Source organism: Desulfonema magnum (assembly GCF_017377395.1).
GTDB classification, from domain to species: Bacteria; Desulfobacterota; Desulfobacteria; order Desulfobacterales; family 4be13; genus Desulfonema_C; species Desulfonema_C magnum.
Genome location: NZ_CP061800.1, coordinates 4,671,704 through 4,687,940, shown reverse-complemented (window position 1 = coordinate 4,687,940; position 16,237 = coordinate 4,671,704). Strand labels below are relative to the sequence as shown.

The window sequence follows — 16,237 nt, the reverse complement described above, 5'->3', positions numbered from 1 at the left end:
ATCCGAATATCGAAATCTCAAATCTGAAGCAATGCCCTTCGGATTTTAATAAGTTATTAACTGAATGTAATCGGTTATTTTTTTGTATCTTTATCTGAATTCCATTTAGTTATTTTTGATCATTCTTATGAATGATTCTGTTTGAAAATATAAGTGCCTGACCCAAAGTTTTCGCTATCAGAAACCTCCGAGATTTGAGAAACCTCGGATATCTCGTGTCTGAAAATTTATGATCAGGTACTTATTTCGGATTTCGATATTCGGATTTTGGATTTAACTCCATACGCGACTTTCTTCAGAGACACGAATCTTATCGGAACAGGATTACCATATCCCTGACTTTTAATGTACTGACAAAAATCGCACATTGCGTGATTTATAAAAATATTATGCATGAAATGGGAATCGCCATGCAGGTGGCGGAGATTGCAACGGCTTCGGTCCCGCCGGAAATGAAAGACGTACAAGTGGAAAAGATCAATCTCCGAGTGGGCAAGCTGGCCGCGGTCGTGCCGGATAGCCTTCGGTTTTGTTTTGATATTGTGACCAAAGACACCCTCCTTTCAGATGCGGAACTTATTATCGAAGAAATTCAGGTGGTTGCAAGATGCAAAGCATGTAATACAGAGTGGACCATTACCGGGCCAGTTTTTTTATGCGAAAAATGTAACAGCGGCGATGTAGAGATTCTTTCGGGGCAGGAACTTTATATAGAATCTATCGAAATTGCCGAGGACTGACAGTTCGGTAAGTAACCATCTTCCGGAAATGATAACCTGACAACCATCCGCCCAAAATCCGACCATCGAGAAAGTTATCTGTTTTTTCCCGGGTTTTTCCTTTATCGGAGACGCGGGCTTTGCCGACCCGGCATAATTTGCTACAAATATGCCGCACTTACGGGGCTTTGCCGACCCGGCATGATTTGCTACAAATATGCCGCCCCCGCGGGCTTTGCCGGCCTCCCCTAACTCCGTTATAATCAGAAAAAAAACCTGATGACAGAATTTTATACTGTTCACTGTTTGTCTCGGACAAAAAGAGAGGTTCTGTTATTCGGGATTCATTTGCGGGACATTCAGTCATTTACAGATGACTGACAGTGTCAAAAGTAATGATGCGTCTCCATATTCTCTTGAAAAAACGCAGACTCAGTTTAAAAAGAATTTGACAAAGCCGATAATCGGGTTTATCAGTCGGACTGACTGCCTTCCGGCATGGCAGAGGTTATTTTAGACAAAAGCTTCACACAGAATCTGTAAATTCCCAAATACACCCTGATAATACTCATAATAAACGCTCATGAAAAAGCCGGGTTTTTCACCCCCGGTCATGAAAATGTTTTCAGATAAAAAACCCGGCTTTTCAAAATGTATTTTCACGGTAAAAAAAAAGACCTCTGAGCAGTTAGTATTGAAAAAAATCGAAAGGATATAATATTTTTTTATGGAAGACAATAACATGATTCCTCTTTTACCGGAGGATACATTCAAATTTTCATGTTCAAAAAATGTACCCTGCTTTAATGAATGCTGCAGAGACCTGAACCAGTTTCTTACCCCTTACGACATATTAAGGCTTAAAAACCACCTGAAAATTTCATCCGGTGTTTTTTTAGAACGCTATACGGCCCAGCACATAGGCCCCGAAACAGGGCTTCCTGTGGTGACATTCAAAACGGATCCTGCTTCGGGGTTGGAATGTCCGTTTGTGACGCCATCGGGATGCAGCGTGTATGAGGACCGGCCATCATCCTGCCGTACCTATCCGCTTGCCCGGCTAGCGTCCCGGTCCAGGGAAACCGGTAAGATTACCGAGCAATATGTTTTGTTAAAAGAATCACATTGTTTGGGATTTGAACAGGAACAGACCTGGACCGTTCGGGAATGGGTAAAAAATCAGGACATTGAGATATATAATGAGATGAATGATCTGCTCATGGAAGTCATCAGTCTGAAAAACAGGCTGCATCCTGCCCCGCTGGACATTAAAGCCAGACATTTTTTTCATATGGCGTGTTATGATCTTGACGCGTTCAGAAGCCAGTTAGATAATTTTAATTTAGATGCTGACACCTTGGAAGCCGCAAAAAAAGATGACACAGAATTGCTGAAACTGGGGATGCAATGGATAAAAAAGACACTTTTTTGAAATAAAAAAGGGTGTCAGGTGTTAGGTGTTAGGTGTTAAGTGTTAAGTGTAATGCAAAGCTGAAAGTTCTGAACACTCGATATTTGACACTTAACACCGAACACTTATCCGCCCGGAAAAAAAAATCCGGCTTTTTTCCCAGGATGACGATCTCTTCTTAGCGGGGAAAAGCCGGGTTTCTCGGCCGTTTGCAGGAAAAGATATACCTAACACCTAATCACCTAACACTTAACACCTAACACTTAACACTTAACACCTAACACTTAACACTTAACACCTAATCACCTAACACTTAATCACCTAACACCTAATCACCTTTTAATTATGAAACTTGAAAACAAAGTTGCGTTGGTACTTGGTTCTGTAAAAGGCATTGGAAAGGCCATCGGACTTGCCCTTGCAGACCAAGGCGTAAAGGTTGCCCTCAATTATTTTGACTGGGAGGAAAGCCTTGGTGAGATGAAACAGGATTTTGCGGAGACTGGCCGGGAGCATCTCATTCTGAAAACAAATCTGCTTGAGACGAATAAGATTCCGGAGCTTATCCAAAAAGTCACGGATCATTTCGGCCGTCTTGATATCCTCATCAACAACATTGAGCGCGGGGGATGGCCTGTGGTGCATGGACCTTATGTGCAGGAGCAATGGGACCTTGAAATGGCGACAACGCTTCGTGCCAAAAGGTGGGTCTTTGATTCGGCCCTTCCGCATCTCAAAGCTTCGGGAAACAGCGTTGTTATCAATTTTTCTTCCATAGCGGGGATTGTCGGAAGGTCAGGCCCCGCGAGTCTTATTTTTAATGACGGATATGCAGCCGCAAACCGGGGAATATCTCTGCTCACGGAAACATGGGCAAGAACAGGTGCCCCGGAAGTCCGGGTCAATGAAATCATGCTGGGCATTGTTGAAACCCGGCACGGAGATAAGACAAGGGGCTGGGGACTGCTGACTGAGGAACAGAAACAGGCCATTGCTGATCATACGCTGCTGGAACGAACAGGAACCATTGAGGATGTGGTGAAAGCGGTTCTTTTTATCATAAAGGATGCGCCATTTATGACGGGAAGTGTGTTGCGCCTTGATGGCGGCTATGTCCTGGGGGGAGAAAAAGTCGGTTCCATGCCGAAAGGTGTGTTATAACTAACCGGACATAAATTTTCAGGTATAAATCTGACATAAGACCTGCGAGGTTTCCGAAACCTCGCAGGTCTTTCTCGTTTCTCGTTCCCACGCTTTGCGTGGGAATGCAGTACGGACGCTTCGCGTCCTGATCTCGCCTGTCGTCCGTGCATACCGGATTTTTTCTCGTTTTCTCGTTTTCTCGTTCCCACGCTTTGCGTGGGAATGCAGAGCGAATGCTTCGCGTCCTGGCCTCGCCTGACATCCGTGCATACCGGAATTTTTTTCATCTGACTTGCTCCTGCTTCGAAATATAGCTATCTTGAAATTCACAAAAATGCGGTGTGTCGGGCGATGAAAGATATCAGTTGAAATTCAATTAGCAAAATGGTATCATATTATGATGCAAAAAGATAAATCTTCAGAAATAACCGATGATTATGACAGCCCATGGAAAGACATCATTGAACCTTATTTCCGTGAATTCATGGAATTCTTTTTTCCGGAAGCCTGTAACGACATTGATTGGAGCAAAGGTTATGAATTTTTGGACAAGGAATTTCAAAAAATTGTCAAAGAAGCTGAAACCGGAAGAAGATATGTGGATAAACTGGCCAGGGTCTGGCTTAAAACCGGATCAGAAGAATGGGCTTTGGTTCATGTGGATGTTCAGTCCCAATATGAAAAAGAATTTGCTGAACGTATGTATGTGTATAATTATCGTCTGTTTGACAGATTTCATGTGCATGCGGTCAGCTTCGCTGTTTTAGGGGATCAGAGCGGGAAATGGCGTCCCAACAAATTTACAAAGAAAAAATGGGGCTGTGAAGTGACCTTCAAATTTCCGGTCATAAAGTTAGCCAGGTACAAAAAGCAGATGAAATTCCTGAAACAAAGCAACAATCCGTTTGCCATCATTACCCTGGCGCACTTGAAAAATCAGTCCACGGCAAAAGACAGGGAGAAACGCCTGAATGAAAAAATCCAAATTATCAAACATCTTTATCAGAAAGGGTTCGGCAGACAGGATATCATCAACTTATTCCGGTTCATAGACTGGCTGATGTTTCTTCCTGAAGAACTCGATCATTCTTTTATGGAAGAAATCGCCAAATTTGAGGGGGAGAAAAAAATGCAATACATAACAAGTGTTGAACGGGTCGGATATAAACGGGGAATGCTGGAAGGTGAGGCTTTGATCATAGCAAGACTGATTGCAGCCAAATTCGGTTTCCGAGATGAAAAGGCATTGGAGAAACTGAAAAATCTGAGTGCGGAGGATTTGCTGAATCTCAGCACCGAAATTCTGAAACTGGATTCGCTGAATGCTGTTTTAAAATGGATTGATGACAGAACAAATACACACTGAATCAGGTCAGAGCTTCGCAGTCAGTTATACTCGATAATCAAGTTTTTTATCCAATCCGGCCGGGCAACCTGTCATTCCTGCGAAAGCAGGAATCCGTTTTTGGCAGATGCCACGCCTCCGGGAACAGTGGATTCCTGCTTTCGCAGGAATGACATAAAAAAAACTTGATTATTGAGTTAAGTACCCGATCAAAAGTTTTTTATACATCTTTTTTTCTGCGAACGGCCGAGAAATCCGGCTTTTTCCTTCAGGGGCGGCGGATCATTCCGGGGAAAAAAGCCGGGTTTCTTTCCCGGGCAGATATCGAAAACTTATGGATAGGTACTGTTTCCTGTGAACGGCCGGGAAACCCGGCTTTTTCCTTCACGGGCGGCGGATCATTCCGGGAAAAAAGCCGGGTTTCTTCCCCGGGCAGATATCGAAAACTTATGGATAGGTACTGTTTCCTGCGAACGGCCGAGAAACCCGGCTTTTTCCTTCAGGGGCGGCGGATCATTCCGGGGAAAAAAGCCGGGTTTCTTTCCCGGGCACATATCGAAAACTTATGATTAGGTACTTACTTATCTGATTGCAAAATTCAGACGAATCTTCGCCATGTTACACAAAAAGAGGAAATAAACGCTCATGAAAAAGCCGGGTTTTTCCCCCCCCGGTCATAAAAATATTTTCAGATAAAAAACCCGGCTTTTCAAAATGTATTTTCACGGTAAAAAAACACTCACACAGGAAAATTATAATTTATGCTGTATAATATCAAAGAATTTTTCAAAGGTATCGGAGCCTATGTCAAAGCCCATCGCACGATTTCCAAGTACAACCTGTGGTCATACATGACACTTCCCGGAATAATGAGCCTTTGTTACATTTTTTTGCTCATATTTCTGGGCAATATTTACTTTTCGGGTTTATCCGACCACATTAACAAAAACTGGATTCCGACCTTTATGAAGGGGGAGGCAATGGTGATCGTCACCTTTGTTTTGTTATGGATCGTTTTGTTTTTAATCGCGTATATTACTTACAGACAAATCGTGCTGATTTTCTTTTCCCCAATTTTAAGTTATTTGTCTGAAGTAACAGAAAAAGTGGTTTACAACGAGCCACCTCCGGAATTAAATTTCAAAGATTTTGTCAAAGACATTATCAGGGGGCTGATTATCAACCTCAGAAATTTGTTTCTGACGATCATCCTAACTTTTTTTGCCTGGATTCTGGTTTTCATTCCCATTCTCGGTGTTATGGTCTCTCCGGTTCTCATGTTCCTGATTCAGTTCTATTATAATGGTTTCGGCCTGATTGACTACACACTGGAAAGGAAAAGATATTCAGTCAGGGAAAGCATTGAATTTGCACGCGGGAACCGGGCCAGAGTCATCGGCGTGGGGGCAGGGTTTATGTTAATGCTGCTCATCCCGCTGGTCGGGTGGTTCAGTGCCCCGGCTTACGGCACGATTGCCGCAACCCTGGCCGCCCTGGATAAAATAAATGAAAATGATCCTCGGCTGGAGGGATTATAAACAGCCAGGATCTGCCAGTCACGACGAAGCATGAAAATTGTAATCTTTCATAACACCTAACACTTAACACCTAACACCTAACACTTAACACCTAACACTTTTTTCTATAAATTTTCGGAGAGTTATATTTATGCCTTCTATTGCAAATCATCTCAAATACTTTACAGAGTCTGTCATTCGGGAAATGACACGCGTTTCTAATGAATGCGGCGCGATTAATCTCTCCCAGGGATTTCCTGATTTTGATCCGCCCGCTGAATTGGTGGCTGCTGCCAAGCGTGCTTTGGAACAAGGATTTCATCAGTATGCCATCACATGGGGTGCGGCCGGATTCCGGGAAGCCCTGGCGCGTAAACAGCGTTACTGGATGGGGCTGGACCTGGACCCGGATACCAACATTGTCGTGACCTGCGGCAGCACCGAGGCCATGATGGTGGCGATGATGACAGTCTGCAATCCCGGAGACAAGGTGATTGTGTTCTCTCCGTTTTATGAGAACTACGGCGCGGATACGATTCTCACCGGTGCGAAGCCGATCTATGTGCCTTTGCATCCTCCGGGATTTAATTTTGACCCTGATGAATTACGCAATGCCTTTAAGCAGGGTGTCAAAGCGCTGGTGCTGTGTAATCCGTCCAATCCCACGGGAAAGGTCTTCACCCGAGAAGAACTGCAATATATCGCGGACCTGGCACAGGAGTTTGACGCATACATTCTCACGGACGAAGTTTATGAGCATATTGTCTATGCGCCACATACCCACACATATATTGCCAGTCTTCCGGGAATGTTTGAACGGACTGTTTCATGCAGTTCGCTTTCCAAAACATATGCGATCACCGGCTGGCGTCTCGGATATGTGATCGCTTCTCAGGAAGTGATCGAGGGAGCAAAAAAAGTGCATGATTTTCTCACTGTGGGTGCGGCTTCCCCGTTGCAGGAAGCTGCGGTCACGGCACTGAATTTTCCGCTGAGTTATTACGAACAATTGCAGAATGAATACACCCGACTGCGAGACTGCTTTCTGGGCTATCTTGATCAGACCGGCCTGCCTTACACCATTCCGCAGGGCGCGTATTATGTGCTGGCAGATATTTCCGACTTTGACGTGAAAGACGATACTGCTTTTTGCCGTTGGCTTGCCAAAGAAATCGGCGTGGCAGCGGTTCCGGGCTCAAGTTTTTTTCATGAATCCGTCAATCATCTGATCCGGTTTCATTTTGCCAAGCGTGAGGACACCCTGAAAGCAGCCGGAGAGCGTCTGCTGAAGCTTAAAGAACGGGGATAGCAGGCAACAGAGAGTATCAGTCATTTGCCTCCGAACCATCTCTGCACTGACTCAAGCCCCGCAGGTCCGTTATATTTAGTATCTGCTGAATTTCTCTTTTCTCTTGCTTTTCCATAGTGTTATATGATATTTTTTAATCTTCGCCCTGAGAGGCTCCGAGAGTCTTATCCGTAATTTATGACAAAATTGTAACACGGAGGCAATAAAATGATTGAAAAAAAATTTGAGGAAGCTTTCACTCCGGAATGGGTAAAAAAGAATATAACCGATCTGACCAATGAACTTGTCATTCTGCGAAAGGTTATTCCGTGGCAGAAAATTATAAACAGGCTGACCCGGTTTTATGACAGCGGCAGGGGCTGTGTCGGTATTTCCCTCCGGACGGTCATCGGCCTGTTTGTTGTTGCGAGGCTCCGGCTGCTCAGTGACAGGGGGGTTGTCAGCCAGGTCAGGGAAAACCGTTATATTCAGTATTTCTGCAATGTCCCTGATGAAAAACTGAAAACTTTCATACATGACAGCGGTCTTTGCAAAATACGGCGGCGGCCCGGAGAGGAGGGAATTGCCGTTATCGAATCGGAAATATTCGATATGCTGCGTCTTGCCGGTGTCATAAAAGGCGACTGTATGCTGACAGATTCGACAGTTCTGCCTGCCGATATAATTTACCCCACGGATATCGGACTGATTTTTAAAGCATTCGGGAAGATGAGACATTTTGCCGAAACTCACGGCATTCCCCTGTGGTGGGATGACAGGGAAATAAAGGAGCTTTGGCGTGAATATAATCTGAATAGGAATAAAAATGAGATTCCGGCATATTTCTTTGAATTTGCGCTGATTTTCGTCAGCGCTCTCCGTACGTTCGGGGACAGGGTCGGAAATCTTACGGCTTCGGGCGGCGAAAAAGAAAAAGCCCTGCGGCTGCTCGCGCTCCTGACACTGCTTAACGAACAGAACGAACAGAAAATTGCCGGAGAGAGGCATATAAAAAATCGGACAGTTTCCCTTGACGAGCCCGAGGCCCGTCCGATAAAAAAAGGAAAAAAACAGATTCTCTGGTAATTCGTGTTAAAGCTTTTTATAATACAAAATAATATGTTATCGTTTTTAGTAGCTCTTTGACAATTCATTTTTATTGTTCTCATTATTATGAGGCAAACAAAGAATATCCTCTGAGATCGAGAAATATTCTTCGAAATAGATTTTCAATATTCGTAATACCGTAACAACGCCGTTTTATCACTTTTATCTTGTTATTCAGTCCTTCCGCGAAGCCGCCTGTCTGTCGGTCAGTAAAATAATTTATTATCTCATTATGGCGTTTCTTCAATGTTTTGAGGAAGTTGTCAAAACAGTTCAGCCCGCTCACTCCGACCCGTATTTTCCAGATCCTGATTTTCCGCTTCGCTTCGCTCTTTGAAATATCTTCTTCGAAAATATCTGTGAGTTCTCTGCAGAAATCGTAAGCGAGTTTCAGGTCAGGAGAATATCCGAACAGACGTTTCAGAACCTCCTTTTCCTCATCGCTCAGTTTCTCCTTTTTTTTCCGCAATGCCCGCATTGCTCCTTTCAGTTTTCCGTATTCCTCTTCCGACAATTCCTTTTTCAGATGCCTCATCTCCTTTTTGCGAAGTCCGTCAAAGTCTTTTCTGTACAACTTCGCGACATGAAACCGGTCTGCTATGATTCTCATTCTTTTTCCGAAAACCTCCTTCGCCGCATTGATAAAACCTTCGTACATGTCCGAACATACTCCCCGGACTGTCTTCCTCAGCCTTTTCGGAATTGTTTTCAGAAATTTCCTCACAGTTTCCTTTTTACGGTCTCCGGGAACTGCCAATATCAGGATATCTCCTTGTGTAAGCGATGTCACAATTGTCACAAAATCCTTATGCCCTTTTCTCAGAGAAATTTCATCAGTTCCTATGATATCGATTCTCTTTATTTCGTCCCACTTTGCTTCGGCGGCAATCCGACGGCTGATAATTCCTGTCACAGCCTCGTATCCGAGATTTTCCTTAACACTCACATCTTCTCCCCAGCTGGACAGTCTCCAGGAAACCATGCCCGGCAGACTCATCGTCGTGTATGATGCTTGCCATTCGGGAAGCTTTCTTCCCCTGCTGACCCCGCCCGAGGGAAAGGAACGCATAGTGATCAGCAGCGCCGAACTCGGCCAGAGCGCCTACTTCACGCCCCTGGGCGGACTCTCCGGCGGGCTTTCGTTCTCCTACCAGTTCTGGTCCGCCGTCCTGTATGGGTCAGAACTGGACGAAGCATTCATCTTCGGCAAGGCCATGATGAAAAAAAGTCAGACCGCCCTTCTCGACGCGGACGGCGACGGCATCGGAAATGAAGATGACGACTTCGTACTGGCAAACAACATAAAAATCGGCAGAGGCTACAAACCCGCCTCGGACATGCCCCGCATCGGATCCGCATGTGAAAACATGACCCTGCACGGCGAAACCTCAGCAACGATCTGGGTCGGCAGCGTGAGCGATGCGAACGGCATCCGGGAGGTAGTGGCGGTCATCAGCCGCCCGGACCACGATCCCGGCCCCTCGGGCACCCCCGTCTTAGACATGCCCGCCCTGAACCTCGAAGACCCTGACGGAGACAGCAGATACGAAGGCATTTACAACGACTTCGCCGTGACAGGAACCTATGAGATCAGCGTCTATGCCCTGGACACCACCGAACCGGACCCCCTCTGCTCCGCCCCCAGGCAGATTGCCGTCATCCAGAAGGGAAGATCATGCTTGCGGGGCGACCTCAGCGGCGATGACACGCTCACCCTCACCGATGCGCTGATGGCTTTAAAATCAGTAGCCGGAAAAAGCGCTCAGACTCCCTGTTCCACATCCGGAGTTGACGTGAACGGGGATGAAAAGATCGGTCTGGAAGAGGTGATTTATATTTTGGACAGGGTAACAGTCAGAGAATAAAAATACGCTGATTATAACGGATTCAGGGGAGGCTCCGATTTCGGAAGCCTGTCCGCAACCTTCTGTTTTTATAACTCGATAATCAAGTTTTTTGCTCCGACCCGGCCGCGCAGTCCGTCATTCCTGCAAAAGCAGGAATTCATTGCTCCCGGAAGCGTGCCATCGGCCAAAATGGATTCCTGCTTTCGCAGGAATGACAAAAAAAACTTGATTATCGAGTGACAGAAAAAAAAACTTGATTATCGAATATAAGTAACCAGGCACACATATCCGGAAAACCGGGGATTCGGAGGGGACGGATGTCCCGGATTTCCGATTCTCATCACCCCGGCACGGATAGATTTTTAGATTATTTAATTTAATAATTTCAAAATCTTGTGACTTATACTAAAATCCGTTATAATCAGTAAAAAAAATATAAGTACCTAACTGGGGTGATGAAAATGTCACAAACCGGGCTGACAATTGCGATCCCATTTTTATTCCGCAAATTTTTTATGACTTAAAAATCAGGCAGTTAAAAAATGCGGGGAACAAAAACGGGATCAGCTTTTTCAGAGCCTTGGAAACATTTTCATCACCCCAGTACCTAACCATAAGTTTTTGATATTTGCCCGGGGAAGAAACCCGGCTTTTTTTTCCGGCATGATTCGCCGGCCCTGAAGGAAAAAGCCGGGTTTCTCCGCCGTTCGCAGAAAAAAAATGTATAAAAAACTTTTGATCGGGTACTTACCTGCGAGATTTTCAATCTCGCAGGCATCATTTATATCAGAAAAAGTCATAGTTTCATAAAAGGAAGCCCTAAATTTTCCCGCTTCTCTTCGATATGTCTGCGAATCAGAACCGCTGCTTTCTCAGGATCAGGTTCCACGCCAAAGGCAGCCCCGACCACATCGTTGAGACCGTCGGTGAGAAGCCTGACCACGTTCATGCTTCCTGTAATGGGCGGCATGGGTCCCAGCACTGTGTAAACACCTGAAGCCACCGTATAAACACCGATAGATACTGCTTTCTCAGAATACCATTCCGGCGCGGCTGCAGCGAGGGGAAGGTCACTGATGTCGGTTTTCATCGCTTTTGCCAACGCGGAAGCCAGTACCAGAATCCGAGCATTGTCCACACAGCTCCCCATATGCAGCACCGGCGGAATACCGAGGGAGCCGCATATTTCTTTCAGCCCGGGTCCCGCGAATTCAATTGCATCCGCGACTTTGAATCCGGCCTTTGCGTTGGCAATGGCCGCGCAGCCCGTATCCACAACCAAAATATCATTCTCAATGAGCCGCTTTGTCAGCGTCACATGACCGTAATCATGCTTAATTTTTGGGTTATTACATCCCACAACACCGACAGCCCCCCGAATCTTCCCGGCCGCAATGGCATCAATGAGCGGCTGAGGGGTTCCGCCCAGAGCGGCCACGATAGTTTCCACTGAAAAACCCCCGATCGCATTGACCGGCTCCACAGGAATATAAACCTCTCCCCGATTTTCAAAATTTTCAATGGCTGCTGTTACCAGCTCTTTTGCCAGTTCTCTGGCATTGTCAGGATGGAACTCCCGATGCGTCATTCCGGGAAAGCGGGCCTTGTCACTGGTACTGATCATCCGGGTATGGTAACATGCCGCCACATCGCCCATGGAAGGCATAATACATTGATAATCCACGATCATCATTTCAACAGCGCCAGTGGTGAGTACCAGTTCCGAGACCAGATGATTGCCTGCCATGGGCACACCGTGCCGCATCAGCAGTTCATTTCCGGTACAGCACACACCTGCGAGGTTGATCCCTTTTGCTCCTTTTTCTTCCGCCAGTTTCAGCATTTCAGGAGACTGACACGCCAGCATAATCATCTCGGAAACCACCGGATTGTGACCATGAACAACAATATTGACCTGATCTTCTTTCAACACGCCCACATTCGCGGCAGTGAGCTTTGGTGCAGGGGTGCCGAAGAGAATATCTGACACCTCGGTGGCGATCATGGAGCCGCCCCAGCCATCAGACAAGGCATTGCGGATACCATGAAGAAGGAGACTTTGCCAGCCATTATCAACGCCCATATGGGTCCGGTGCATGGTTTCCGAGATTTCCCGATCAATCCCCCTGGGCATGACACCGATTTTTTTCCAAAGTTCCTGGCGTTTTTCAGGGGCAGTTTTTACAAGCGTCAGCTCTTTTTTCCGTGTGCCAAAATCTTCCTGCATCGCGTGCGCCAGTTCTCCGGCAATTTTCAGAGGATCTTTTCCTTCTGTTTCTATATTGTATTCAGCAGCCACCCGTTTCAGCTTTTCCATATCTTTGATTTCATAGCCCGGGGCACGGCCCTCAGCCACCTCAGCCAGCACTTCCACAAGGTCCCGTCCGTGATCTGAATGGGCCGCCGCGCCTGCCGCAATCATACGGCACAGATTCCGAGCCACAATAATATCTCCGTCTGCCCCGCATACCCCTTTCTGAGGTCCCTCTCCGAACGGGTCCACCCGGCACGGCCCCATAACACATACGCGGCAACTCAGCCCCATCTCACAATATCCGCACTGGGGCAACTGAGCCTCGTAACGATCCCATACAGTCTCAATCTGATCTCTTTCCGCTTTTTTCAACAACAACTGACCATCTTCGGTGATGGTATTCTTTTCATACGCCTTGCTCATATGTCTCTCCTTTGTCGTTGGAAACTTGAAACTCGAAACTTGAAACTCGAAACTCGAAACTCGAAACTCGAAACTCGAAACTCGAAACTCGATGTTCCAATTCTCAATTCTCAATTCTCAATTCTCAATTTTCAATTCCACCTGGGTCCGTTTAATTGTGTTTAACAAGGTAAAGCCGGGAGCTATTTCAATCCGGCTTGTATCTGATGACAGACTTTGTGCCACTTCATTGGTTTTTCTTTTCATGGCGTCAGATGGGTCTTCAAAGGTCAGTGCGCGGGATTTACAAACTTCCACGCACGCGGGGATGAGTCCCTGGTTCTGCCGTTCCAGGCAGTTGTCGCACTTGACTGCAACGGTTTTTTTCAAAGGCGCTGACGCGTCTTCATGATAACGAATCACGCCAAAGGGACAGGCCATGGCACAGGAAGCGCAGTTGATACATTTGTCCGGATCAATAAGAACGGTGTCTGTTTCCCAGTCACGGTAAATGGCTCCGGGCAGACAGGCAAACATGCAGGGGGCCGGGTCACAGTGTCTGCAACGATTGGGAAAACCTTCGCCATATAATCCGGCTCCCACATGAACCCGGGGTCTGGGCAGAGGGTCTTCCAGCGTGGCTGAAAACAGATTTTTGGTTTGGGAATGGGCAGTTGCGCAGGCGATCATACATTGCATACACCCCACGCATCTTTCCGGATGAACTACGACTTTTTTCATAAGTCCTCCTCCTTCTTTTATTATAGGGGGTTCTTTTCCCTGATTGTAAAAACAAGAACCCGTGTTCTCAGAGCTGCAAATATAGCGTCCCTGCGGGATTCTTTAAACACACTCTTAGAAGAACGGATTTTTTACATCATCAGTTGGTTATAATTAAATGATGGTTCAAGCATAGCTGCTTTGGGTATCTTCACAGGTATTTCATTTTTTATAAGAGACATAAGGATGCCGCCCTGTTCAATGGCATTCACCATTACAAATCCTGCCAGTTTGTCATTACGAAAAACCAGTTTACGATAGATGTTAAGACGGAGATTATCAGAACTGACGACTTCATAAGAGGGGTCAGAAGGAGGATTTACCAGACCTGCGGTCATCACGTCAAGATCAAAAATACGGATGACATTGCGGCTCAGGCTTCCTTTGTAGGCCGTCTGACGACCGGCCATGTTCATTCCGGCAATACGGCCCTGTTCAACCGCTTCCGGCCATATAGCGTTAACCCAGGATATTTTTCTTGCAATATCAACGGATTGAGCAACATCCCCTGCGGCAAAAATTCCGGGAATATTTGTTTCCATGTGCTGATCCACCAGGATGCCCAGATCAGCCTGAATTTTATCACGGGGCACGAAAGAGAGCGCAGGCAATACGCCTTTGCCCACCACAACCATATCACATGCAATGGCTGTTTTATCCGACAAATTGGCGCGTTCCACTTTTTTTATGCCTTCAAAACCTGTCACTTCAACACCCACTTTCACTTCCAGGCCATGTTCTGAGAGCTGATCAAGAATCATCCTGCCTGCTTTTTCATCAACCTGCATGGAAAGGGGATAGTCTGAACGAATCAGCATGGTCACATGAAGACCGCGGCAAAGCAGCCCGTAAGCTGCCTTGAAGCCCACCAGACCGCCTCCCAGGACAAGCGCGTTTTTGGCACCCGGCAGGATTTCCAGCATTTGCCGAACATGCACTTCTGTGCGCATATAAAAAATGTTTTTCAAATTCAGGCCCGTAGCTTTGACGGGTCTGGGGTCAGCCCCGGTTGCAATCAGCAATTTGTCAAATTCAAACCCGGTTTCAGAACCGCGCCGGGGTTCGGTTCCGGGATCACCGCCGAATATACTCAGCAGTTTGCATATAAGGTCCATTATCGTAGAGGATGCTTGCAAACTGGGTCTGGCGGATTTCTCCTGAATAAGAACCTTTTTATTGTCCACATCAATCCCTGTGACGCGTTTTCCCAGCACAGGCCTGATGTTCAAATCATCATAAAAGCCCGCGCTTCGGATGTGCAGTTTATCCTGATCAACCGAACCTTCAAGGGCAAGGCTGATCATAGGACGGCAGTAAGGGGGAAAGGTTTCATCTCCGATCATGGTGATGCTGCCTTCGGAATCAAATTGGCGTATGGTTTCAGCCGCCTGAATACCTGCAACGCCGTTTCCGATAATTACATATTTCACACTCACCTCCTTTTGAAACTTGAAACTTGAAATTTGAAATCAGGAAGTTGAGCGCATTTTCCTATGTGCATATGTGATGGTTCCAAATTTCAAGTTTCATCTAACGTAGGGTGATGTAGGGTGGGTGGAGCGAAGCGGAACCCACCTTGTGCGGTGGGTTCCGCTTCGCTCCACCCACCCTACGTTTTTTGTATCGGGTATATTCTTTATTTTGAGTATGGTGGGTTCCGCAACAATAAATCAAACATTTCTATGTCAGATTGAACAGAAATTCAATCAGGATATTCCTGATTTTGAACTCCGAAATGTCTGAATTTAGGTAATGTCACATTGGACAGTCTGTAAGGAAATTTACAACAAACAATTATAGGTTGCAAAAATGTTTCAAATTATGTTAGGGGATGTACGCAAATTGATTTGTTGGTCTTTTCTAAAATCTTATGGGAGGAAAATAATGACACGATTATTGAAAATACATATTTATAAACCAGGTAAAAAGGAACCGGAAACAAAGATAACACTTCCCCTTTCGTCCTTACACATTTCGGAAAAGCTTCTTCCAAGCAAAGTAAAAGCTTCTTTAGCAAAAGAGGGAATAGACTTACAGGAACTTAGCGGACTGTTTGCAAAGGAAGGACCCAAGGGGACATTAATTGAAGTTGAAAATGCTGATGAAAAACTTGAAATAATTGTCGAGTAGCCGATTGTGCCTTAATTTCGGATAACTATTTGATATTTAAAATATTCATTTAGAATATTATAGGGATGATATCCAGAACCGGAATACGGCCAAATCTCCTTCTTATCTGATATCCCCGTTGTTTTGTCCTTATTATCTGCACGGCGTATCATCTGCACGGATTAGCAATAACCAGGGATTTCATATCTTTTTTCTGATTATAACGGATTTAAGGAAGACCGGCCCGGCATATTCGCAGCATGATTTGTTACAAACATGCCGCCCCTACAGGGCTTGATCGGCCCTTCCTTAAAT

Annotated in this window: 14 protein-coding genes; 9 read left to right on the top strand and 5 right to left on the bottom strand. The window is 45.8% G+C overall.

What is annotated here, in order from left to right; all coding sequences use genetic code 11:
• Positions 1-371 precede the first annotated feature (371 nt).
• The 3 genes from hypA (at position 372) to dnm_RS17985 (ending at position 3,291) form a co-directional block, all read left to right on the top strand.
• Positions 372-740, top strand: coding sequence for a hydrogenase maturation nickel metallochaperone HypA (gene hypA / locus dnm_RS17995; RefSeq protein WP_337833583.1), 369 nt, complete (start codon positions 372-374; stop codon positions 738-740).
• Positions 741-1,446: 706 nt separating this feature from the next.
• Positions 1,447-2,151: a YkgJ family cysteine cluster protein gene (locus dnm_RS17990; protein WP_207678300.1), complete on the top strand. Its 705-nt coding sequence runs from the start codon at positions 1,447-1,449 to the stop codon at positions 2,149-2,151.
• A gap of 324 nt (positions 2,152-2,475) precedes the next feature.
• Positions 2,476-3,291 (top strand): SDR family NAD(P)-dependent oxidoreductase, encoded by an 816-nt coding sequence (locus tag dnm_RS17985; protein ID WP_207678299.1) that lies wholly within the window; start codon positions 2,476-2,478, stop codon positions 3,289-3,291.
• Here the strand turns inward: dnm_RS17985 and dnm_RS17980 are convergent.
• Positions 3,240-3,560 (bottom strand): hypothetical protein, encoded by a 321-nt coding sequence (locus tag dnm_RS17980; protein ID WP_207678298.1) that lies wholly within the window; start codon positions 3,558-3,560, stop codon positions 3,240-3,242. The two genes, dnm_RS17985 and dnm_RS17980, sit on opposite strands and share 52 nt — an antisense overlap.
• A 110-nt stretch (positions 3,561-3,670) precedes the next feature.
• Between dnm_RS17980 and dnm_RS17975 the strand changes: the two genes are divergently transcribed.
• From dnm_RS17975 to dnm_RS17960, 4 genes are all read left to right on the top strand, one after another.
• Complete coding sequence (locus dnm_RS17975; protein WP_207678297.1) at positions 3,671-4,639, top strand: RpnC/YadD family protein; 969 nt, start codon at positions 3,671-3,673, stop codon at positions 4,637-4,639.
• Between the two features lie 740 nt (positions 4,640-5,379).
• Positions 5,380-6,156 (top strand): EI24 domain-containing protein, encoded by a 777-nt coding sequence (locus dnm_RS17970; RefSeq protein WP_207678296.1) that lies wholly within the window; start codon positions 5,380-5,382, stop codon positions 6,154-6,156.
• 130 nt (positions 6,157-6,286) lie between these two features.
• Complete coding sequence (locus dnm_RS17965; protein WP_207678295.1) at positions 6,287-7,444, top strand: pyridoxal phosphate-dependent aminotransferase; 1,158 nt, start codon at positions 6,287-6,289, stop codon at positions 7,442-7,444.
• 207 nt (positions 7,445-7,651) lie between these two features.
• Positions 7,652-8,509, top strand: coding sequence for a transposase (locus tag dnm_RS17960; RefSeq protein ID WP_207678294.1), 858 nt, complete (start codon positions 7,652-7,654; stop codon positions 8,507-8,509).
• 85 nt (positions 8,510-8,594) lie between these two features.
• Here the strand turns inward: dnm_RS17960 and dnm_RS17955 are convergent, their stop codons facing one another.
• A complete protein-coding gene (locus tag dnm_RS17955) occupies positions 8,595-9,512 on the bottom strand; it encodes an ISL3 family transposase (protein ID WP_207678293.1) in 918 nt (305 codons plus the stop codon).
• Positions 9,513-9,531: 19 nt separating this feature from the next.
• Between dnm_RS17955 and dnm_RS17950 the strand changes: the two genes are divergently transcribed.
• The gene (locus tag dnm_RS17950; protein ID WP_207678292.1) at positions 9,532-10,395 is read left to right on the top strand and encodes a hypothetical protein; all 864 of its coding nucleotides are present in this window, start codon (positions 9,532-9,534) and stop codon (positions 10,393-10,395) included.
• Between the two features lie 778 nt (positions 10,396-11,173).
• On the opposite strand, the gene cooS is transcribed toward dnm_RS17950, so the two are convergent.
• The 3 genes from cooS to dnm_RS17935 form a co-directional block, all read right to left on the bottom strand.
• A complete protein-coding gene (gene cooS, locus dnm_RS17945) occupies positions 11,174-13,168 on the bottom strand; it encodes an anaerobic carbon-monoxide dehydrogenase catalytic subunit (RefSeq protein ID WP_276571810.1) in 1,995 nt (664 codons plus the stop codon).
• A gap of 3 nt (positions 13,169-13,171) precedes the next feature.
• The gene (locus tag dnm_RS17940; RefSeq protein WP_207678291.1) at positions 13,172-13,774 is read right to left on the bottom strand and encodes a 4Fe-4S dicluster domain-containing protein; all 603 of its coding nucleotides are present in this window, start codon (positions 13,772-13,774) and stop codon (positions 13,172-13,174) included.
• Positions 13,775-13,905: 131 nt separating this feature from the next.
• Entirely contained in the window at positions 13,906-15,243 is a 1,338-nt protein-coding gene (locus dnm_RS17935) for an NAD(P)/FAD-dependent oxidoreductase (RefSeq protein WP_207678290.1), read from the bottom strand.
• A gap of 454 nt (positions 15,244-15,697) precedes the next feature.
• Here dnm_RS17935 and dnm_RS17930 point away from each other — a divergent pair, with 454 nt between their 5' ends.
• Positions 15,698-15,943, top strand: a complete 246-nt coding sequence (locus dnm_RS17930) for a hypothetical protein (protein ID WP_207678289.1) — start codon at positions 15,698-15,700, stop codon at positions 15,941-15,943.
• Positions 15,944-16,237: the final 294 nt, after the last annotated feature.